Here is a 20,397-nt window from a genome sequence, read left to right on the forward strand (position 1 = left end):
CCGCCAGGCCCATCAGCATGCAGCTGACCGTGCAGTTGCCGCCGATGTAGTCGCGTACGCCGCGCTGCATGGCGGCATCGATCACCGGACGATTGACCGGATCCAGCACGATGATCGCGTCGTCCTTCATGCGCAGCGTGCTGGCGGCATCGATCCACAGGCCGGTCCAGCCGGCAGCGCGCAGTTTCGGATAGACGGCCGAGGTATAGTCGCCGCCTTGCGCCGTGACGATGATGGGCAGTTTTTTCAAAGCATCGATGTCATGAGCATCCTGCAGGGGACCCGCCCCCGCCGCCCATGAAGGCGCCGCCCCGCCTGCGTTGCTGGTGGAAAAAAACACCGGTTCGAAGAACGCGAAATCGTTTTCTTCCCGCATGCGCTGCATGAGCACCGAGCCCACCATGCCACGCCAACCGACCAAACCTACTGCCTGCGCCATAAATTTCCGCCCCAACCAAATATAGTAACGATTCAGATTTCTTTATTCTAATGCCTTCAGCACGGCATCACCCATTTCCGAGGTCGACACCCGCTTGGTGCCAGCCTCGAAGATGTCCGCCGTGCGCAAACCCTGCGCCAGCACGGCTTGCACGGCGGCTTCGATACGATCGGCCTGCGCGCCGGCATCCAGAGAATACCGCAGCATCATGGCTGCCGACAAAATGGTCGCCAAGGGATTGGCGACGTTCTGCCCCGCGATATCCGGAGCGGAGCCGTGGCTGGGCTCGTACAGGCCCTGGCGGCTGGCATTCAGGGACGCCGACGGCAGCATGCCGATGGATCCGGTCAGCATGGCGGCCTCGTCGGACAGGATGTCGCCAAACAGGTTGCCGGTCACCACCACGTCGAATGCCTTGGGTTCACGCACCAACTGCATCGCAGCGTTGTCCACGTACATGTGCGACAGCGCCACCTGGGGATATTCGCGCGCCACGTCGATTACGATATCGCGCCAGAATTGAGAGGTCTCCAGCACATTGGCCTTGTCCACGCTGCACAGCCTGCCCTGGCGCTTGGCGGCAGCCTGGAAAGCGACGTGGGCGATGCGCCGGATTTCGGTCTCCGCATAATGCATGGTGTCGAAGCCCTGGCGCTCGCCTGCGTAGGGACCGTCTTCCAGGGTGCGCACGCCACGCGGCTGGCCGAAATAGATGTCACCGGTCAGTTCACGCACGATCAGGATATCCAGGCCGGCGACGATCTCGGGCTTGAGCGACGAGGCGTTGGCCAGTTCGGGATAGAGGATGGCCGGGCGCAGGTTGGCGAACAGGCCCAGCGCCTTGCGCAGGCCCAGTACCGCTTGTTCAGGGCGCAGGGAACGTTCCAGCTTGTCGTATTTCCAGTCGCCAACGGCGCCAAACAGGATGGCGTCGGACTGCAGGGCCAGGTCCAGGGTGGACTTCGGCAGCGGATGCCCTTGGGCAGCGTAGGCGGCACCGCCGACGGGCGCCTCGGTGAAGGACAGGTCCAGGTCCAGGGCGCGCAGCACGCGCACGGCCTGTTCGACGATTTCCGGCCCGATGCCGTCGCCCGGCAGAACTGCAATGTGTGATGTCATGAAGGTTTCCAGGTCATATGAACCCGGCCCTGCCAGGCGAAGCGCGTCCGCCTGGCAGGGCCGGGTCCGGGAGTCGGTGAAGTGGGTTCAAGGATTGCCGGGAGCCGCCTTGACCAGCCAGGGATGCTGCGCCAGGCGGCTGGATTCGAAGGCACGGATCTGATCTGCATGCAGCAGGGTCTGATCGATTTCGTCCAGCCCCTTCAACAGGGACTCCTTGCGGTAGGCATCGATCTCGAAGGACCAGTGCGCGCCGTCCGGCGCCGTCACTTGCTGTTGCTGCAGGTCGACGGTCAATTGATAGCCGGGTGTGGAGTCCACGGCCTTGAACAACTGATCCACGACGGCTTCGGGCAGGACGATGGGCAGCAAGCCGTTCTTGAAGCTGTTGTTGAAGAAGATGTCGGCGTAGGACGGCGCGACCAACGCCCGGAAGCCATACTGCTGCAGCGCCCAGGGGGCGTGCTCGCGACTGGACCCGCAACCGAAGTTCTTGCGGCACAACAGCACCGACGCGCCCTGGTAGCGCGGCCGATTCAGGACGAAATCCGGGTTCACGGGTCGCTTGCTGTTGTCCATGCCCGGTTCGCCGTGATCCAGGTAGCGCAGTTCGTCGAACAGATTGGGGCCAAAGCCGGTGCGCTTGATGGATTTCAGGAACTGCTTCGGGATGATCAGATCGGTATCGACGTTGTCGCGATCCAGAGGGGCCACCAGGCCCTGGTGGGTGGTAAAGGCTTGCATGATGGAATCCTATTGGAAAGTGCGCACGTCGACGAAGTGGCCCGCCACCGCAGCGGCGGCCGCCATGGCCGGGCTGACCAGATGAGTGCGCCCGCCCTGCCCCTGGCGTCCTTCGAAATTGCGGTTGGACGTGGAGGCACAGCGCTCGCCCGGATCAAGGCGGTCGGCGTTCATGGCCAGGCACATGGAACAACCCGGTTCGCGCCATTCGAAGCCCGCGTCCAGAAAGATGCGGTCCAGGCCTTCCTGTTCCGCCTGTTCCTTGACCAGTCCCGAGCCCGGCACCACCATGGCCAGGCGCACGTTGGACGCCACCCGCCTGCCCTTGGCTACGGCTGCGGCAGCCCGCAGATCTTCAATGCGGGCATTGGTGCAGGACCCGATGAAGACCTTGTCGATGGCGATGTCGGTGATCGCCGTGCCCGGCTTCAAGTCCATGTACTGCAGGGCGCGTTCCATGCCCTTGCGGCGTACCGTGTCAGCCTGCGCCGCCGGATCGGGCACCTGGTTGCCGACGGCCGTGACCATTTCGGGCGAAGTGCCCCAGCTGACCTGCGGCTGGATGGCGGCGGCATCGATGTCCACCACGTGGTCGAAGGCCGCATCCGGATCGGAATGCAATGTCTTCCAGTAGGCGACGGCCTGATCCCACAGGGCGCCTTCCGGCGCGTAGGGACGGCCCCGGAAGTAATCGATGGTGGTCTGGTCCACCGCCACCATCCCGGACCGGGCGCCAGCCTCGATGGCCATGTTGCACATGGTCATGCGGCCTTCCATGGTGAGCGCCTGCACGGCGCTGCCGCCGAATTCAATAGCGTAGCCAGTGCCCCCCGCCGTGCCGATCTGGCCGATCACGTACAGGATCAGGTCCTTGGCCGTACAGCCGAAAGGCAGCGTGCCGTTGACGCGCACCAGCATGTTGCGGCTCTTTTTCATCAGCAGCGTCTGGGTAGCCAGCACGTGCTCGACCTCGGACGTGCCGATGCCGAAGGCCAGCGCGCCCATGGCGCCATGTGTGCTGGTGTGCGAATCGCCGCAGACCACCGTCATGCCCGGCAGGGTCGCGCCCTGTTCGGGGCCGATGATGTGCACGATGCCCTGGCGCCGGTCATTCATGCGGAATTGCGTGATGCCCCAGGCGTCGCAGTTCTTGTCGAGGGTATCGACCTGCAGGCGCGAGATCGGGTCCTGGATGCCCTGGGAACGATCGGTGGTGGGCACGTTGTGATCCGACACGGCCAGGTTGGCGGCGATGCGCCAGGGCTTGCGGCCCGCCAGTTCCAGGCCTTCGAAAGCCTGCGGGCTGGTGACTTCATGCACCAGGTGGCGGTCGATGTACAGCAGACAGGTGCCGTCCGGGCCTTGATGCACCACATGGGCATCCCAGAGCTTGTCATACAGGGTTTGGGGCATGGTCGTGATCTCGAAATTCGGAAAGATGCGCCGCCGACGGGGTATCGCCGACAGCGGCTGAAAACCCATTATGCCAGTGTGACCTCCAGCCACAAGCCCAGCAATTATCCTAGTATCAAAGGTAACTGGTACCCGTTTCGATCTGCGACATCACTGACGCTGCTGATACAGCGGCAAGACCCGCGCCGACGCCTGTTCCAGGTCCTGGATGCGGCTTTGCGACGAAGGGTGCGTGGACAGGATTTCGGGCGGCGCGCCGCCACCGGCCTGTCCCATCTTCTGCCACAGGGTGATGGCCGCGCGCGGGTCGTAGCCCGCCCGAGCCGCGAGCTCGACTCCCATGCGGTCGGCTTCGGTCTCGTTGGAACGACTGTTGGGCAGGGTGAACATGACCTGGCTGAGATTCGAGCCCAGATCGGCCACCGCCTGGCTGCCGGTAATCGCCGCCAGAATCGAAATCCCCATATTGGTTCCCATCTGGCGGGACACCTGTTCGCGGGCATGCTCGCGCAGGGCATGGGCGATCTCGTGCCCCATGACGGCGGCCAGTTCCGCATCCGTGGGCTTGATCTTGTCCAGCAGCCCGGTATAGACCGCGATCTTGCCGCCCGGCATGCACCAGGCATTGACCTCGTCGGACTTCAGGACGTGAATTTCCCAGGCCCAGTTCTTGGCATCCGGGCGAAAGGCCCCTGTCTGGGCGATCAGCCGGCGCCCGATGGCCTGCACTCGCTGCGTCTGCGCAGCAGAGGGGTCCAGCGCGTGTTTCGCCCGCGCCTGGGCAAGAATCTGCTGGTACTGGCCAGCGGCTTCCTGGTTCAGTTCAGCCTCGGACACCAGACTGGACATGTACTGGGTGCGGTCGATGCCGACCTGCCCGGACCGCGTGGTCTGCACCGGCGCGCAGGCGACCAGCGCAACGGCCATCCCCGTGCCAACCGTCCATCGACAGGCCCGACGCCATGAATTGGATACGTACGGCTGAGTGCTCATGAGGATCCTTTCAGAGTGATCCGGGCGTCCCGTCACCGGGGTGCCCGGTGCGGGGCGTTCAGGCGCACTGCCCCCGATGACGCAAGGCGTGATCCATCAGCACGATGGCCAGCAGGGCCTCGGCGATGGGAGTGGCACGGATTGCCACGCAGGGGTCGTGCCGCCCCAGGGTCTGGACCATGACGGGCTCGTTGGCCCGGTTCACCGAATGTCGTTCGATGCGGATGCTGGAGGTCGGCTTGATCGCCAGGGACACCAGCAGGGGCTGGCCTGAGGAAATCCCCCCCAGGACGCCGCCCGCGTGATTGGCGAGGAAGCCATCGGGGCTGAGCTCGTCGCCGTGTTCCGAACCGCGCATGGCGATGCATTCGAAGCCCGAGCCGATGGACACGCCCTTGACGGCGTTGAGCCCCATCATGGCGTGGGCGATGTCCGCATCGAGCCGGTCGTACAGCGGTTCGCCCCAGCCGGCGGGCAGGCCGTCGGCCTGGACTTCGATACGCGCGCCAATCGAGTCCCCGTCATGGCGCAGCTGATCCATGAAGGCTTCGAGTTGCGGGACGATGGCGGCGTTGGGCGCGTAGAACGGATTTTCCGGCACCGCATCCCAGGATTCGAAGGGAATCGGAATCGGCCCGAGCTGGCTCATGTAGCCGCGAATCCGCACACCATGTTCCTGCATCAGCCATTTGCGGGCCACGGCCCCGGCGGCCACGGTGGGCGCCGTCAGCCGGGCCGACGAGCGGCCCCCGCCACGCGGGTCGCGGATGCCGTATTTCTTCCAGTAGCTGTAATCGGCATGGCCAGGACGGAAGGTGTCGGCAATATTGCTGTAGTCCTTGCTGCGCGCGTCGGTATTGCGGATCAGCAGGCCGATGGGCGTGCCGGTAGTCTGCCCCTCGAAGACGCCGGACAGGATTTCCACGGTATCGGGTTCCCGGCGCTGGGTGACGTGACGCGAAGTGCCGGGCCGGCGGCGGTCCAGTTCCGCCTGGATGTCGGCTTCGGACAGCGCCATCCCGGGGGGGCAGCCATCGATGACGGCGCCGATGGCCGGCCCATGCGATTCGCCGAAATTGGTGACACGGAACAAGGTACCCAGGGTATTGCCAGACATGGTCGGTATGCGGTGGGAAAAGTCGTCGTAAGGGAATCCGATTATGGCACAGGCCCCGTCAGGACGAGCAGCTGACGGCCACCACGGGGATGTCCGGCGCAGGCGGCCGGGCGTACTGCGCGCAATCGGGGCGTTCCGTGAACGGATCCTGCAGCAGGTCCATCAGATGATCTATGCCCGACGCATCGCCCTGCTGCGCGGCTTCGATGGCCTGCTGCGCCAGATGATTGCGCAGCACGTACAGTGGATTGACGCGGTTCATCGCCGCCTGGCGCCCGGCCTGTGGATGCGGATCCTGCGCCCGTCGGGTCCGGTAGCGATCCAGCCATTGCTGCGCCGCCTGCGCGTCGGTGAACAGGTCCAGCCAGGACTGCGCATCGGTATCGACATCGGCCAGACGGCGAAAGGCCAGGGTGAAGTCGGCCCGCTGCGCGTGCAGCAGCGCCCACCAGGCATCGCCCAGTCCGGCGTCTTCGGGGCGCCAGTCGGACAGGCCGAATTTGCGCGCCAGCCCCGCGTGGTAGGCCTGCAGAAAGGTGGACTCGAAGGGCGCCAGCGCGGCTTCCAGGTCGGGCACGCTGCAGCCCAGCACCATCAGGCTTTCGGCCAGGCGCGTCAGGTTCCACTGAGCCACTGCAGGCTGCGCATTCCAGGCATAGCGCCCCAGAGTATCGCTGTGATTACAGATGTGGTTGGCCTGAAAGGCGTCCATGAAGCCATAGGGCCCGTAGTCCAGCGTCAGGCCCAGGATGGACATATTGTCGGTATTCATGACACCGTGACAAAACCCCGCCAACTGCCATTGCGCCATCAGCCGAGCGGTCCGGCGGGTGACCTCGTCGAGCAGTTGGCAGGCCGTGGCAGGCCGGTCGGGCCGATCCCCCGGCCCCACCCGGCAATCCTGGAACCCCTGTGCGATCACATGGTCCAGCAAGGCTGCCTGTTCCGTCGCGGACCGCGCCCAGTGCTCAAAGTGTCCAAAGCGGATGAACGACGGCGCCACCCGGGTCACGACCGCCGCCGTTTCGGGCGTTTCCCGGATCACCGGATCGGCGGACGCCACCAGCGCCAAGGCGTGGGTGGTCGGAATTCCCAGTCCGCTCATGGCCTGGCTGGCCAGGTATTCGCGCACGCTGGATCGCAACACCGCCCAGCCGTCCCCCATGCGGGAATACGGCGTGCGCCCCGACCCTTTCAGTTGAATTTCCCAACGCCCCTGCGGCCCCTGGATGTCTCCCAGCAGATGCGCCCTGCCGTCGCCCAACTGCCCGGCCCAGACCCCGAACTGATGGCCGCTGTAGACGCTTGCCAGAGGCTCGACCCCCGGCAGGCGGCCACTGCCGGCGCACAGCGCCAGGAATTCAGGCGACTGCAGGGCGGCGGCATCCAGGCCCAGCCATTGGGCCACCACCGGATTGGCATGCGCCAGCCACGGGGCGGTCAGCGGCCGAGGCGCGACGTGCGTGTAAAAAGAAGCCGGCAGGTTGGCGAAGGCGCAGCCCGAGGCCGATTGTGCGAACAGTGCCCCCTGGGCGTTGTCGGCAGCAGCCGCAAGCGGCGGCGCATCCGGACGATTCATGATGCCGCCCCTACGATGTCTGGCGGCGAGCCGCGCGTTTGGCCGGCCGCACATAGAGGATGGCGCCCAGGTACAAACCCAGCGACAGCACGATTTCCACCCCGGCCAGGGCCGCCGAGACGGCCGATGCATCCGACCAGGCTCGCACGGCGCCTTCCATCAGGTAGAGCAGGCTGAGCATCGCCACCCACTGCAAGGTATAGAGCCGCGCCCCCAGCACTCCGCGCACGGCAAACAGCAGCGGCACTGCCTTCAGGGCCATCAGGGTGCCCCCGGGCCGCAGCGGTGCCCACCAGAGTTCCCACCCCACGCACAGGACGATCAGGGCGACCAGGCAGATGCAGGCCAGACGATGCAGGCCTCGATTGAGCTTCGTTTCCATGCTGCTATTATGGCTCGAAACCAGCCTCCTGCCTGTCGACGATGCCGCCTTCACCCGCCGTTTCCGCCACCGAACGCCGCGCCCGAATCCTGGACATCCTGCGGTTCACCCTGGATTTCGCCAGCCACCGCAAGCTCACCCGGGTTGCTTCCAGCCTGACCTTCACCACCGTGCTGGCCATCGTGCCGCTGCTGGCGGTAGTTCTGGCTCTGTTCACCGCCTTCCCGCTGTTTGCGCAATTCCACCTGGCGCTGGAAACCTTCCTGGGCGAAAGCCTGCTGCCGCCATCGGTCTCGGATACCATCATGCGCTACCTGAACCAGTTCGCCGCCCAGGCCTCCGGTCTGACGGCGGTGGGCGGCGGCTTTCTGGTGGTGACTTCGATCCTGCTGATCATGACGATCGACGAGGCCTTCAACGAGATCTGGAACGTCGCCCGCCAGCGGCTGCTGCGCCAGCGCCTGCTGGTGTACTGGGCCATCATTTCCCTGGGGCCGATCCTGATGGGCGCCAGCCTGTGGGCCAGTTCGGTGCTGGCACGCGAATCCCTGGGCTATATCGGCGACCTGCCCGAAGGGCTGGGACTGCTGCTCAATCTGGTGCCCTTGCTGGTGTCGGTCCTGGGATTTACAGCGCTGTTCGTGTTCGTACCCAACTGCCGGGTCCTGTGGCGCGACGCCCTGGCCGGCGGCCTGGGCACGGCCATCATCCTGGCCCTGATGAAGGCGGCCTTCACCTGGTATCTGACGAAGTTCCCGTCCTACACCGTGATCTATGGCGCTTTCGCCACGCTGCCGATCTTCCTGCTGTGGATCTACCTGTCGTGGCTGGTCGTCCTGCTGGGGGCCACGGTGGCATCGCTGCTGCCCGCCTTGCGCCTGCGCCGCTGGGCCCTGCAGCGTCACCCCGGCGCCCAGATCGTCGACGCTGTGGGCATCCTGCAGGTGCTGTGGCAAGCCCGCGACACCCTGCCTCCCGGCCGCAGCCTGGGCTTTCTGGAAAAGCACCTGCGCGTCCACCCCGATGCCCTGCACGACATCCTGTCCATGTTGCGCGAACTGGGCTATGCCGTGCCGACGTCCGACAACGACCACTGGGTGCTGAGCTGCGACCCCCACGGCGCGACCCTGGGACCACTGACCGATCACCTGCTGCTGGATCGCAAGCAACCTGGCCTGAGACCCGTCGTAGCCGATGCGCTTGCAGCCACGCTCCAAGGCCAGCCGCCGACACTCGAAGCGCTGTTCCGGCGATCCGCTACCGCAAACCCGGACGATGATGCACAATAAGCATTGGGGGGCTTTCCGGGACCATCCCCTGAAAGTCATCAAGAAAAACGGCCCATAGGGAACCATCATGTTGAAAGTCAATGAAATCCTGCGGGTGAAGGGGCACACGCTGTATACCGGCAGCCCCGACATGCCCGTGCGCGAAGCCATCTCATCCATGAGCCAGCTGGACATCGGGTCCCTGGTCATCATGGAACACGGCCAGCTGGTCGGCATGCTGACCTTCCGCGAAATCATCAACCACCTGAACCGCCACGACGGCCAGGCAGGCGATTTCACCGTGCGAAGCATCATGGACGACGCACCGGTCAGCGTCACGCCCAACACCGACGCCGACGAGGTCCAGCGCCTGATGCTGGACAAACACGCGCGCTACATCCCCGTCATGGACGGCCCCACCCTGATGGGCGTGATTTCCTTTTACGACATGGCCCGCGCCATCGTCGAGGCTCAGCAGTTCGAAAACGACATGCTGAAGGCCTACATCCGCGATTGGCCGACCGAAGACGCCGGCACGTCCGCCCGCAAATCCTGAGCGCTGCCGGCCGTCAGCTGATCCCAGGCGCGGCGCAACACGGTCGGCCCCTCGGCTCGCAAGGCCTTGGGGTCGGACAACAGGCGGCGCCACTGGCGCGCCCCCGGGCGACCGGCGCGCCAGCCCAGCAATCCCCGTACCAGAACATGTAGCGGCTCTCCTCGGGCATGCTGGCGCACCACGTACGCCTGGAACCGTTCCAGGACCGATTCGGCCCAGGCGGCATCGTCGACAGGCAGTTCCAAGGCATGTTCCAGCACTTCGTGCGGCGTCAGATGACGGTCCAGCACGGCCAGGATGTCCGGGTGATGCCAGGCAGCCCTGCCCAGCATGACGCCGTCCAGGCGCTGCATCCAGGCCACGCAATCCGGCACCTGAGCCAGCCCGCCGTTCAGGATGATTCTCGCATCCGGAAAGTCCTGTTTCAGACGCAGGACCTCGTCATAGCGTAGTGGCGGCTTTTCACGATTGTCCTTGGGTGACAGGCCCTTCAGGACGGCATTGCGGGCATGGGCGATGAACACCCGGCAGCCCGCGTCGTACAGGGTGCCGACGAAATCGCGCACGAAACCATAGGATTCCTGGTAGTCCAGGCCCAGGCGGTGCTTGACCGTCACGGGCACCGACACGGCATCCTGCATGGCCCGCACGCAATCGGCCACCAGGCGCGGCTCGGCCATCAGGCAGGCGCCAAAGGCACCGCTTTGTACCCGTTCGGACGGGCAGCCGCAGTTCAGATTGATTTCGTCATAACCCCAATCGGCCCCCAGGCGGGCGCTGCGCGCCAGGGCGTCGGGCTCGCTGCCCCCCAGCTGCAGGGCCACCGGGTGTTCCGCCGCGTCGAAATCCAGATGCCGTGCCGCATCGCCATGCAGCAAGGCCCCAGTCGTGATCATTTCGGTATACAAGCGGGCCTGCGGAGCCAGCAGACGGTGGAAATACCGGCAGTGGCGATCCGTCACATCGATCATCGGGGCCACGCACAAATGCCAATCAGCCATCATCGCAATTCAGTCGAAGAGAAGCGCCATTGTACTTTCGACTAAAATGCCGCGTTGGACCCACCCCCACGCAGCCACAGACTGCTCCCAATCTTTCATGGCCGTATTCACTACCGTCTCCGAAGACGACGCCCGCACCCTGCTGCGCCGCTACCAGCTGGGCGAACTGGTGGCGCTGCGCGGCATCACCGCCGGCATCGAAAATACCAATTACTTCCTGGATACGACGCAGGGGGCCTACGTCCTGACGCTGTTCGAGGTGCTGAGCGCCGAACAGCTGCCCTTTTACATCGAACTGATGCACCACCTGGCCACGCGCGGCGTACCGGTCCCGCAGCCGCAGACCCTGCTGGACGGCTCACGCCTGACCTCGTTGCACGGCAAGCCCACTGCCATCGTCACGCGGCTCAATGGCGGCTATGAACCCGAGCCCGGCCCGGCGCACTGCGCCCTGGCAGGAGAAACTCTGGCCCGAGCCCACCTGGCCGCTCGGGACTTCCCCCTGCATCAGCCCAATCTGCGCGGCCTGCCCTGGTGGCAGGCCACTGCACCGCACGTCCTGCCCTTTCTGGATGCCGATCAGGCCGCCCTGCTGACCGACAGCCTGCGCGAACAAGGCGCCTTCGCGGCCGCCCCGGACCTGGCTGCCCTGCCCTTCGGGCCCGCCCACTGCGACCTGTTCCGCGATAACGTGCTGTTCGACGGCACGTTCGAATCGCCCCACATGGGCGGCTTCATCGATTTCTATTTTGCCGGCTGCGACACCTGGCTGTTCGACGTCGCCGTCAGCGTCAACGACTGGTGCATCCAGAGAAGCACCGGCGCCTTCGTGCGGCGGCGGCTGCAGGCCTGGCTGCAGGCCTATCACGCAGTGCGCCCCTTCACAGCGGCCGAACATGCCGCCTGGCCCGTCATCCTGCGGGCCGCTGCCCTGCGCTTCTGGATCTCCCGACTGTACGACTTCTATCTGCCCAGGCCGGCTCAAACCCTGAAACCCCACGACCCTCGTCATTTCGAACGCATTCTGCGGCTGCGCAGCACCCAGGCCGCGCCGGCGCTTCCCCAGGCCACCCCATGAACGTTTCTTCCCTGCAAGCCGCCGTCCTGCCGCCCAGCGCAGGCTGGGGCTGGATCGTCCAGGGCTATGCCCTGTTCCGGCGCCAGCCGCTGGCCATGATCTTCTGGAGCACCGTCACCAGCTTCCTGATCAACCTGGGCGCGGCTATCCCCATCCTGGGCCAGATCGTACTGGTCAGCCTGACCCCGCTGCTGACGTTCCTGACCCTGTGCGCCTGCCGCCACCTGAGCCAAGGCCAGCGCATGCTGCCCGGCATGTGGCTGCGCCCCCTGCAGGAAGCCGGCGCCACCTCGGCCCAGTTGCGCCTGGGCCTGGCCTACCTGGGCTGCACCCTGCTGGCAGCGCTGGCTGCCGTCGTCCCGTTCCTGTCGCGGCTGCTGACGGCCATGGGCACCGGGGACCAGCCCGATTATGAAGCGCTGGCCAGCGTGATGACCGGTCCAATGATCGTCTTCGGCGGTTTCTACGTGCTGCTGTCCGCCCTGTTCTGGCACGCACCCGCCCTGATGGGCTGGCACAGGCTGCCGCTGCGCCGAGCCCTGTTCTATTCCATGGTGGCATGCTGGCGCAACAAATGGGCCATCGTCCTGTACGTCGCCAGCTGGGCCGCAGCGTTCTATGGCCTGCACCAGTTGCTGGACGGCCTGGTGGCGATGGGCGTGCCGACGTCGCTGCTGATCTGGCTATCCCTGGTCCTGGACATCCTGATCACCGCCCTGCTGTACTGCAGCTTCTACCCGATTTACGCCACGATCTTCCGGAACGCCGACGCGTAGGGCCCAGGCCTGCTCGATCCGGTCGGCCCAGCCCGCCCCGCGGCAATAGCCGGGCGGCAATTCCAGCGCGGCCCACGCCCGCGCGCAGGCCGCCCACCGATTGGGCGGCCACTCGGGCAGGCACCGCAGGATCTCGCCGGATTGTCCCAGAAAGACCAGATCGAAGACCTGGGCCAGGCCCAGGCCATGCACCAGGCGGCAGCGCGGCAGCAATAATCCCCAGGGCGCATCCCCCCAGCAAGACCAGGCATGCAGCCCCAGCAGCCTCTGGCGAAAGGTCTGCGCCTCGACCAGACGCAGGGCACAGGCAGATCGCACCCAATCCGGCCGATCACGCGGGCCGCCCACCCTCACAGGCCGGCATCCAGCAGCTTGACCGCGACCGGAAAGCCGATGGCCAGGAAGGTGCAGGGAAAAATGCACAGCACCATGGGAAACAGCATTTTCACCGGCGCCTGCAAGGCCAGGGTTTCCGCGCGTGCGAATCGTTCGCTGCGCTGACGTTCGGCCTGGGCCCGCAGCAAAGGCCCCAGGCTCATGCCCAGGCGATCGGCCTGCGCCAGCGTCAGCACCAGGCTGTGCACGCCGGGCAGGCCGCAGGCCTCCGCCCAGTGGGCCAGCCAGCGGGCACGCTCGACCCCGGTGCGCTCCAGCGCGCTGGCGTCGCGCAGGCTCTGACGCAGCGGCCCGGCAGGCGCGTGATCGGCGACCTGGCGCAGGGCGACCGGCAGGCTGAGGCCTGCCTCGACGCACAGCGTCATGAGATCCAGCATGAAGGGCAGTTCACGCAGCATCGCCTGGCGCCGCAAGGCCGCCCGTTGGCGCAACTGCAGATCGGGCCACAGAAAGGCCAGGCCCGCGCCCCCCAGCGCGAACGCCAGGGTCCCCGGCCCCGACAGCCCGGCCATCAGCGCGGTGCCCGCCGAGACGCACAGGCCGACACCCGCCAGCAGCAGGCGCGCGGCCAACCAGTGCTCGGCGCTCCAGCGTTCCGACAAGCCGGCGCGCGGCCCCCAGCACTGCAGACGGCGGCGCATCGGCCACGTCACCCAGGGTGCGCACCAGGGCGACAGCGCCATCACCCAGGGCCACCAGAGCACGGCAGTGGCAGCCCGATCCCGGATCTTCTGAGTGGCCCAGGGGGCCCCCAGGACCCAGCACCCCAGACATACCGCCACCGCCGCCAGAACCAGGCCCAGCCAGAATCCCATCACGCAGATCTCCTTCGGACGAATCAGACATCGATGGCAGCCACCCGCCGGATCCAGACGATGCCCAGCACTTCCAGCACACCCATGATCGCCAGCACCAATCCGCCATACCAGGTTCGGTACAACAGCGACATGGCCTCCGGCTCCAGGCGGGAGAGCACCAGCAACAGGCAGACGGGCAAGGCCGCCATGATGTGGCTCTGCATCCGCCCCTGGGCCGTCAGGGCTCGCACTCGTCCCAGCCAATGCTGGCGAGACCGCAGCGTCTGCGCGATCCGTTCCAGGGTGTCGGCCAGGCCGCCGCCCGTCTGCGCGGCAATGCCCAGCGCCGACACCACCAGGCTGCAGGATTCGGTGGGCATGCGCTGATGCAACTGCTGCAAGGCATCCTGGAATGCCAAGCCCAGGCGCTGCTCGCGCAGCATCAGGGAAAATTCCTGGGACAACGGCGGCAGGGATTGCGGCACAATGTTCTGCAGGGCCGGCTGCAGGCCCGCCCCGGCCCGCAAGGCACCGGCCAGGGCCTGCATGAATTCCGGCAGCTGTTCGTCGAACTGCCGCAACCGGCGCTGCCGCATCTGCCGCAAGACCAAGGGCGGCGCCATCGCCAGCCCCAGCAGCACGGGCGCGATGCCCCACCATCGGCCCGCCAGCCAGGCGGCGACCAGCAGGATCAGCGCCCCGGCCATCCACCACAGCGGCCGCAGTTGCGCGGCGTCGACGAACAGAAACGACGCATCCAGGGTGCGCCGCGTCTCGTCCTGCAGGCGGTGGTCATAATCGCGCCAGAGCCGCAGCAGGCGCCCCAGCAGCAACCAGGCGCCCACGGCCGCGCAGGCTCCGATCAGCACAATCAGGACGATATCGGCCCTCATGTGGCCCCCGGCGCCGCATCCGCCAGCGCGGCCTGGCCCTGGCGCACCGAGCGCTGGGAAAACAGCCGGATATCCAGCGCCGCCGCCCCGCTGAATCCATCGGGCATCAGCCCACAACCCGTGAAGACGGCAGGCGGGCCGGCCTGACCCAGGAACAGCTCCTGCAGCTGGATACGGCCGCTTTCGATGCCCGTCACCTGCACAATGGCGCTGATCAGCCGCCGGCCGTCGGCGGTGCGCACCAACTGCACGATCAGATCGATGCTGGCTGCGATGTGCTCACGCACGGCGCCCAGCGGCAGATCCATGCCGGCCATGAGGATCATGGTTTCCAGCCGCCCCAGGGCATCCCGGGGACTGTTGGCGTGCAGAGTGGTCAGCGAGCCCTCGTGCCCCGTGTTCATGGCGGCCAGCATGTCGAAGGCCTCGCCGCCCCGACATTCGCCGACGACGATGCGGTCAGGCCGCATGCGCAGGGCGTTGCGGACCAGATCCCGGATCTCGATCCGGCCGCGCCCCTCTTGATTGGGCGGACGGGCTTCCAGGCTGACCAGATGGCGGTGATTGAGCCGCAGTTCAGCCGCATCCTCGATGGTGATGATGCGCTCGCCCGCCGGAATCGCATTGGACAGGATGTTCAGCAGGCTGGTCTTGCCGGACCCGGTGCCCCCCGATATCAGCATGTTCTTTCGGTAGCGGACGCCATGCGCCAGAAAGCTGGCCATGGACTCGTCCAGGGCACCGACCGCCAACAGGTCCGCCATGTCCAGGCGACGCGCCGGGAACTTGCGGATCGTCAGGCTGGCGCCCCGCAGGGAAACCGGCGCAATCACGGCATTGATCCGCGACCCGTCGCGCAGCCGGGCGTCCACCATGGGCGCGCTGTCGTCGATGCGCCGTCCTAATGGAGCCACAATGCGGTCGATGATGCCCAGGACCGCCTGCTCGCTGCTGAAGCTGGCCGGGTCCCGCACCAGGCATCCCGCGCGTTCGACGAAAATCTCATCATGCCGGTTCACCATGATCTCGGTCACGCCCGGATCGGCCAGCAGCGGTTCCAGCGGCCCCAGCCCCACGGCCTCGTCTACCAGTTCCAGCAGCAGGGCGCGCCGATCCAGGGATCGGGGCAGATGCAGGTCTGCCGCAATCAGATCTCCCAGCACACGCGTGGCCTCGGCCCGCAAGGCAGCATCGCTCATGCCGCTGATGTCCCGGCGGCGCAGCTGCAGGGCCTTGATCAGGCCTTCGTGCAAACGGCGCCGGTGGACCTTCCAGGCAGCCGACGACTCCACCACATTCGAATTCCGGATGGCAGCGGGCGGAAATCCACTCTGCGAGGGCACCGCAACCCCAGCAAAGGACTCCGGGACAAACGCGGCACCGCCCTGCTCCGGAACAGTGCTTCCGACATTTTCCTCAACGATGCCAGGCTCACAGAGCCGCACTGGCTCAGGCGGCATGGACAGGTCCGCCGCATAATCCGCCGCTGGCGGCTCTGACAGTTCCGCCTGTCCGGCGTCTGCCGGCGATCCGCCATCGAAGGGCGATCCGGCCTGGCCAGCACGGCAATGCGCTTCCCGCAACAGTCGCATCCGGATCAGGCACGGTCCGATCAGCAATTCGTCATCCGGCTGCACAGGTCCGTAGGACGCCACCCTGCGTCCATTGACGGAAGTTCCGAAAATCGAACCCAGGTCCTCTACCCAGACCTCGCCGTCCCGGCACAGCACCCGCGCATGGTGGCGGGCCACCCGCCAGCTCTTGAGAATCAGATCGCAATCCGCCTCGCGGCCGATCAACAAGGACAGCGCATGGATTTCCTGCCGGCGGTGACCGTCTTCGAAATGCAGATCGAGTTCGACATCGTTCATGGCTGCGCTCCTGTGGGTGTCTGCCATTGGGACCCCGGCCCGCTGGCACGAGGGTTCCAGCCTCGTGATTCGGGCTGGCTGCGGCCCGCTCCGGCGGGTCGGATCGGATTCATCAAGCTGGGGGCCTGAGGAAAGGCCTGCTGCAGCACGGCGGCCGCACGCCCGGCACGCGCGCGCACGTCGGGATGGCCCGCCGTCACCAGCTGTGGCGTCACCAGGATGGCCAGCTCCGTTTCATTGCGCTGGAACCGCGTCGATCGGAACAACGCCCCCAGTATCGGCAAGGATCCCAGGCCGGGCACACGATCCACGTTGTCAGCCGTGTCCCGCGACAGAAAGCCCGCCAGCACCAGCGTCTGGCCGGAACGGACGTTGAATTCCGTCGCGGTCCGCCGTGTCTTGAGGGAAGGGCCACTCGGCACGGACAGGGCCGTATCGATGGAACTGACTTCGACCTCGATACGCGAGCGCACCGCGCCGCTGCGTTCGATGGACGGCGTGATGCGCAGCGACACCCCATACGGCTTGAATGCAACTTTCGAATTCCCAGAGTCGTCCACTGTGGCATAAGGGACTTCACCACCTGCCAGGAACTCGGCCGTTGCGCCACTGCGGGCCAGCAGCTGAGGCTGCGCCAGCACGACGGCTCGCCCATCCTGGGCCAGCAGATTGAGCCGCGCGGACAAGAGCGCATTCAAGCCAAAATACCCTGCCGCCTGGGCAGCCGGAAATACCAGGGGCAATACGGTTTCCCCCGGGCGCTCGGCGAAGCGTCTCGACCCGCCATCCCAGCCTACGCCGGCATTCACGCCCCCTGCGCTTTGCGGATCCCAGCGCACACCCAGCTCGCGCAACAAGGACTTGGGCACCTCGACCACCTGAACGTCCAGCAGCACCATCTGATCCCAGCCCACGGTACCGGTGAAATCCAGCAGCTGCGGATAACGGCGGCCCAGCTCGGCCAGGCGCTGTCGATCCGCGTCGGACAGCTCATCACCTTCGATCAGGAGTTTGTCGCCCAGCGGGGTGACATGAGCGCCCGGAATACGTTCCAGCACGGACCGCAACTCGTCACGCAACTGGCGGGCGCCCTCCGGGGCAACCGTCACGGCGTAGCGAGCCACCTGCCCATCCGTCGTCCAGGCGTGCAATGTGCTGAAACCCGGTTTGCGGGCAAACAAAATGACTTCCCGGTCGTCGGTGCTGACCGCGTTGACGATCTGGCCATCCCCCACTGCCACGCGAGCCACTCCGGGGATGCCCAACACGCGCACCTCGCCCACCTGCAGGGAGATCGGTGTTTCAGGCGCAGATGCCACCGCGTCGGCCGCCCAGCCGGCAGGCGTCGCCAACAGCACGCACAGGGCCGGCAGCACCCGCAGCACGCAGTTCCAACCCCGCGACACGCCGCCGAGCCACTTGCCCGGAACATGCTGGAGTGGCTGCCGCAGCCGCCCTGCCAAGGCCGGAGCAGGGTCAGGGCCTGGTGGATACATGCAGTTCATGACGGCTCCTCCAGGGGGTCAGCCTCTGGCAAGTCCGCCTGCCAGAGATGGGTCTGCAAATGCGGCTCGCCCTGCGGCGCCGCGCGTTCGGGCAATCGATCAGATCCGCCAGGATCGGGGACGAGGACCCCGGTGCCCTGGCGCTGCCAGGCACTGCTCAGGAACTGCGCGGACGGCAGGTCGAACAGGCCACTGCCCGAGCCTGGCGCCACGCTGCGGCCTGGCACCGCCCAGGCTGGCATACCCCGGGCAGCGGCGCCGCCATACAGGATCACCGCTTTGCGGGCCGCAGGTGGTCTGGGGGCATTGATGCCCAACAGCGCGGCCAGGTCGCCGCGCACTGCCCGGCGATCTGCCTGATCGTCCTCGGGGTGGCGCAAAATGGCCGTCAAGGTACCCGCCTGACGGGCAGCCACCAGCTTGACCACGTCATCGGGCGCGGCATCCAGCGTCACGGTCGAATAGGAAGCCTCGTCGGCAGCGAGTCCCGCCGGCCTCGTTTCCCGGCCCGTCGCCAGCACCAGCACACCTTGCAGCAGCGGCGCGGTCATGCGTTTGCGCTGATGATCGAAGGACACGTACAGGTCGATCAGATCGCCGGGCTGCAGCAGGCCGGACAAGGAATTGACCTGATCCACCGGCAAGGTGATGGCCCGCCGCCCCGGCGCCAGATGCGCGGAAAATGCCGTTTGCGGCACCAGCGTATGCGCAGCCAGGATGGCGTCACCGGCCTGAAGGGTCGTGGTCAGCACCCGGCCTTCCAGATCCGCGTATCGGGCGGCAGGCAGGGTGTCGCGCCCCACCCACTGGGCGGGAAATTCGCGCAGCGCCAGATGATCGGAGACCAGGCGCGTGCCAGCGGGCAGGTCGCGCGCCGCGACAATGCGCTCGACCATGGTCAGGCGAGCCTGGTCTTCGGCCCGCTGGATGCGCTCGCGCACGTGCAAGGACAGGAACAGGGCGGCCAATGCCCCGATGCCCAGCGCCAGCGCGGCCAGGACGACAGTTCGGGGAATCCGCAGAACAGGCAGTTTCATGAGGGCTCCTGGGGGTGATGCCAGAATGTCAGGGCAACGGACCGGCGGCGCGCATACAGATGCACCGACAGCTGGCCGCCATCGGGATGGTGCCAGTCCGGGGGCAGCACATCCCTGGCCAGGCCTGTTTCTGGCGCGCCGCTTGCTGCCGTCGCGCCGTGCGCCACGGACCAGCCAGCGGCATGCAAGGCGCGCCGTACGGCAGCCGCCACCTGGGCTGGCGTGCCCGGACAGTCGAAACTGCTGAGCGAAGCCGGATCATCGGCCCCATCCCTGGCCTGCAGCACGCGGCGAGCACCAGGTGGCGCCAACGCGGCAGGATCGAAGCCGGTCCCTGCCGGAACTGCAGGCATCAGGCGGGACAGCAGCCCCGCCGTGCCATCGGCCCGGGGCTGCAGCTGCGCCAGCCAATGTTCCTCCCCCCGCCCGCCAGACAACAGCAGCATGGGCCCCACCCACTGCAGCCGCGTCAGCCTTTGTCCGGACACGGAAATCAAGCGCCGCGCGGCAGTCAGGGGCGGCACCGGGGCCCGGAACGACTGTACCGACAGCCGAGCCTGCGGCCCATCCAACTGCTGCGGACCGGCCCAGACCCACCCTGGCTGAGAGACTGCCCGCGCAGGGTCCCAGGATTGCGCGACCACGGGCCCGGCAAGGCCAGCCAATACCGTCGCCAATCCCAGCCATCCCGATACGATGCAAGCCCGTCTCTTCATGGCGCGCTCCAGCGCTGCAGGTGCCGTTCTGGCACCCGCGCGGTCCAGGGGCCGATCCAATCCCAATGCGGGCGCTCGCGCCCCCAGGCGGCATCCACGCGATGCACGCGAGCGTCCACGTCGCCGCCTGCCGCCCGAGAGGCCCGCGCGGCTCGGCCCCACACACGTTCACTGTCCCCCAGCGTGTCTTGCACAGCGGCATCGCCGGCGGCTGCACCGCTGCCCCGCATGATCGCCACATGGCGCTGCAGAAAGAGCGCCTGATCGTCGAAATCCCGCAACCCGCCCGAGACCTGGTCCTGACCTGCCGTGCGGGCGCGGGCCTGGATCCGCCACAGCGTTTCATCACCCAGCCGCAATTCCCGGCGAACGTCCGCTGCGCCAGGAATGGAGCCACCCGGCCGGCGACCCGACCATGCAGCCAGGGCGTCGAACCGGACATCGACACCGTCGGGCAGCAACTCGGCCCCCGATCGGGTCCGCCCGCGCTGCCCCGGAGCCAGGACATCAGCCACCGCCTGTGCGGACAGGCCGGCCTCCTGGTCGCCCTGATGAGCCCAGGCAAAGGCGGCCTGCCGGCTGGCGTGCGACAGCTGCAACGCGGCATCCTGGGTGCGCCCCAGCCAGGCGATCCCCAGGCACAGGCTGGCCAGCACGCCCAGCGCCGCCAGGGCTTCCACCAGAGCCTGTCCGCGTTGACAGAAGTCAACCGTCATC

General features: G+C 66.7%; 21 protein-coding genes. 4 read left to right on the top strand and 17 right to left on the bottom strand.

Annotated features, from left to right (window positions below):
* From VDP74_RS11190 to VDP74_RS11225, 8 genes are all read right to left on the bottom strand, one after another.
* The coding region (locus VDP74_RS11190) for an aspartate-semialdehyde dehydrogenase (RefSeq protein ID WP_322999716.1) at window positions 1-439 on the bottom strand (439 nt) is incomplete at its 3' end.
* 42 nt (window positions 440-481) lie between these two features.
* Window positions 482-1,558 carry a 3-isopropylmalate dehydrogenase gene (leuB, locus tag VDP74_RS11195; RefSeq protein ID WP_322999717.1) on the bottom strand — a complete coding sequence of 359 codons (1,077 nt, stop codon included), beginning with the start codon at window positions 1,556-1,558 and terminating at the stop codon, window positions 482-484.
* Between the two features lie 87 nt (window positions 1,559-1,645).
* Window positions 1,646-2,302, bottom strand: coding sequence for a 3-isopropylmalate dehydratase small subunit (gene leuD / locus VDP74_RS11200; RefSeq protein ID WP_322999718.1), 657 nt, complete (start codon window positions 2,300-2,302; stop codon window positions 1,646-1,648).
* 9 nt (window positions 2,303-2,311) lie between these two features.
* A complete protein-coding gene (gene leuC / locus VDP74_RS11205; protein ID WP_322999719.1) occupies window positions 2,312-3,715 on the bottom strand; it encodes a 3-isopropylmalate dehydratase large subunit in 1,404 nt (467 codons plus the stop codon).
* A gap of 150 nt (window positions 3,716-3,865) precedes the next feature.
* On the bottom strand, window positions 3,866-4,642 hold the full coding sequence (locus VDP74_RS11210) for a M48 family metallopeptidase (RefSeq protein ID WP_322999764.1): 777 nt from the start codon (window positions 4,640-4,642) through the stop codon (window positions 3,866-3,868).
* 124 nt (window positions 4,643-4,766) lie between these two features.
* On the bottom strand, window positions 4,767-5,825 hold the full coding sequence (aroC, locus tag VDP74_RS11215) for a chorismate synthase (protein ID WP_322999720.1): 1,059 nt from the start codon (window positions 5,823-5,825) through the stop codon (window positions 4,767-4,769).
* A gap of 58 nt (window positions 5,826-5,883) precedes the next feature.
* Window positions 5,884-7,404: a protein adenylyltransferase SelO gene (locus VDP74_RS11220; RefSeq protein ID WP_322999721.1), complete on the bottom strand. Its 1,521-nt coding sequence runs from the start codon at window positions 7,402-7,404 to the stop codon at window positions 5,884-5,886.
* 10 nt (window positions 7,405-7,414) lie between these two features.
* Window positions 7,415-7,786, bottom strand: coding sequence for a DUF2069 domain-containing protein (locus tag VDP74_RS11225; RefSeq protein ID WP_322999722.1), 372 nt, complete (start codon window positions 7,784-7,786; stop codon window positions 7,415-7,417).
* Between the two features lie 41 nt (window positions 7,787-7,827).
* Between VDP74_RS11225 and VDP74_RS11230 the strand changes: the two genes are divergently transcribed.
* Both VDP74_RS11230 and VDP74_RS11235 read left to right on the top strand, forming a co-directional pair.
* On the top strand, window positions 7,828-9,075 hold the full coding sequence (locus tag VDP74_RS11230) for a YihY family inner membrane protein (RefSeq protein ID WP_322999723.1): 1,248 nt from the start codon (window positions 7,828-7,830) through the stop codon (window positions 9,073-9,075).
* 67 nt (window positions 9,076-9,142) lie between these two features.
* Window positions 9,143-9,610, top strand: a complete 468-nt coding sequence (locus tag VDP74_RS11235; protein ID WP_322999724.1) for a CBS domain-containing protein — start codon at window positions 9,143-9,145, stop codon at window positions 9,608-9,610.
* Here the strand turns inward: VDP74_RS11235 and dusA are convergent.
* The gene (gene dusA / locus VDP74_RS11240) at window positions 9,556-10,581 is read right to left on the bottom strand and encodes a tRNA dihydrouridine(20/20a) synthase DusA (RefSeq protein WP_416232980.1); all 1,026 of its coding nucleotides are present in this window, start codon (window positions 10,579-10,581) and stop codon (window positions 9,556-9,558) included. The genes VDP74_RS11235 and dusA overlap by 55 nt on opposite strands.
* A 127-nt stretch (window positions 10,582-10,708) precedes the next feature.
* Between dusA and VDP74_RS11245 the strand changes: the two genes are divergently transcribed.
* Both VDP74_RS11245 and VDP74_RS11250 read left to right on the top strand, forming a co-directional pair.
* Window positions 10,709-11,689, top strand: a complete 981-nt coding sequence (locus VDP74_RS11245; protein ID WP_322999726.1) for a homoserine kinase — start codon at window positions 10,709-10,711, stop codon at window positions 11,687-11,689.
* Window positions 11,686-12,465, top strand: a complete 780-nt coding sequence (locus tag VDP74_RS11250) for a BPSS1780 family membrane protein (protein WP_322999727.1) — start codon at window positions 11,686-11,688, stop codon at window positions 12,463-12,465. The genes VDP74_RS11245 and VDP74_RS11250 overlap by 4 nt, the downstream gene beginning before the upstream one ends.
* Here VDP74_RS11250 and VDP74_RS11255 read toward each other — a convergent pair.
* From VDP74_RS11255 to VDP74_RS11290, 8 genes are all read right to left on the bottom strand, one after another.
* Entirely contained in the window at window positions 12,373-12,783 is a 411-nt protein-coding gene (locus VDP74_RS11255) for a hypothetical protein (RefSeq protein ID WP_322999728.1), read from the bottom strand. The two genes, VDP74_RS11250 and VDP74_RS11255, sit on opposite strands and share 93 nt — an antisense overlap.
* Before the next feature lie 32 nt (window positions 12,784-12,815).
* Complete coding sequence (locus tag VDP74_RS11260) at window positions 12,816-13,676, bottom strand: type II secretion system F family protein (RefSeq protein ID WP_322999765.1); 861 nt, start codon at window positions 13,674-13,676, stop codon at window positions 12,816-12,818.
* Window positions 13,677-13,699: 23 nt separating this feature from the next.
* The gene (locus VDP74_RS11265; protein WP_322999729.1) at window positions 13,700-14,551 is read right to left on the bottom strand and encodes a type II secretion system F family protein; all 852 of its coding nucleotides are present in this window, start codon (window positions 14,549-14,551) and stop codon (window positions 13,700-13,702) included.
* A complete protein-coding gene (locus VDP74_RS11270) occupies window positions 14,548-16,422 on the bottom strand; it encodes an ATPase, T2SS/T4P/T4SS family (RefSeq protein ID WP_322999730.1) in 1,875 nt (624 codons plus the stop codon). The genes VDP74_RS11265 and VDP74_RS11270 overlap by 4 nt, the downstream gene beginning before the upstream one ends.
* The gene (locus VDP74_RS11275; protein ID WP_322999731.1) at window positions 16,419-17,828 is read right to left on the bottom strand and encodes a type II and III secretion system protein family protein; all 1,410 of its coding nucleotides are present in this window, start codon (window positions 17,826-17,828) and stop codon (window positions 16,419-16,421) included. The genes VDP74_RS11270 and VDP74_RS11275 overlap by 4 nt, the downstream gene beginning before the upstream one ends.
* A gap of 95 nt (window positions 17,829-17,923) precedes the next feature.
* Window positions 17,924-18,964 carry a Flp pilus assembly protein CpaB gene (cpaB, locus tag VDP74_RS11280; RefSeq protein ID WP_322999732.1) on the bottom strand — a complete coding sequence of 347 codons (1,041 nt, stop codon included), beginning with the start codon at window positions 18,962-18,964 and terminating at the stop codon, window positions 17,924-17,926.
* The gene (locus tag VDP74_RS11285) at window positions 18,961-19,680 is read right to left on the bottom strand and encodes a hypothetical protein (RefSeq protein ID WP_322999733.1); all 720 of its coding nucleotides are present in this window, start codon (window positions 19,678-19,680) and stop codon (window positions 18,961-18,963) included. The genes cpaB and VDP74_RS11285 overlap by 4 nt, the downstream gene beginning before the upstream one ends.
* Window positions 19,677-20,396: a hypothetical protein gene (locus VDP74_RS11290; RefSeq protein ID WP_322999734.1), complete on the bottom strand. Its 720-nt coding sequence runs from the start codon at window positions 20,394-20,396 to the stop codon at window positions 19,677-19,679. The genes VDP74_RS11285 and VDP74_RS11290 overlap by 4 nt, the downstream gene beginning before the upstream one ends.
* Between the last annotated feature and the right edge of the window lies 1 nt (window position 20,397).

Source organism: Castellaniella sp. (assembly GCF_034674885.1).
Lineage (GTDB): Bacteria > Pseudomonadota > Gammaproteobacteria > Burkholderiales > Burkholderiaceae_B > Castellaniella.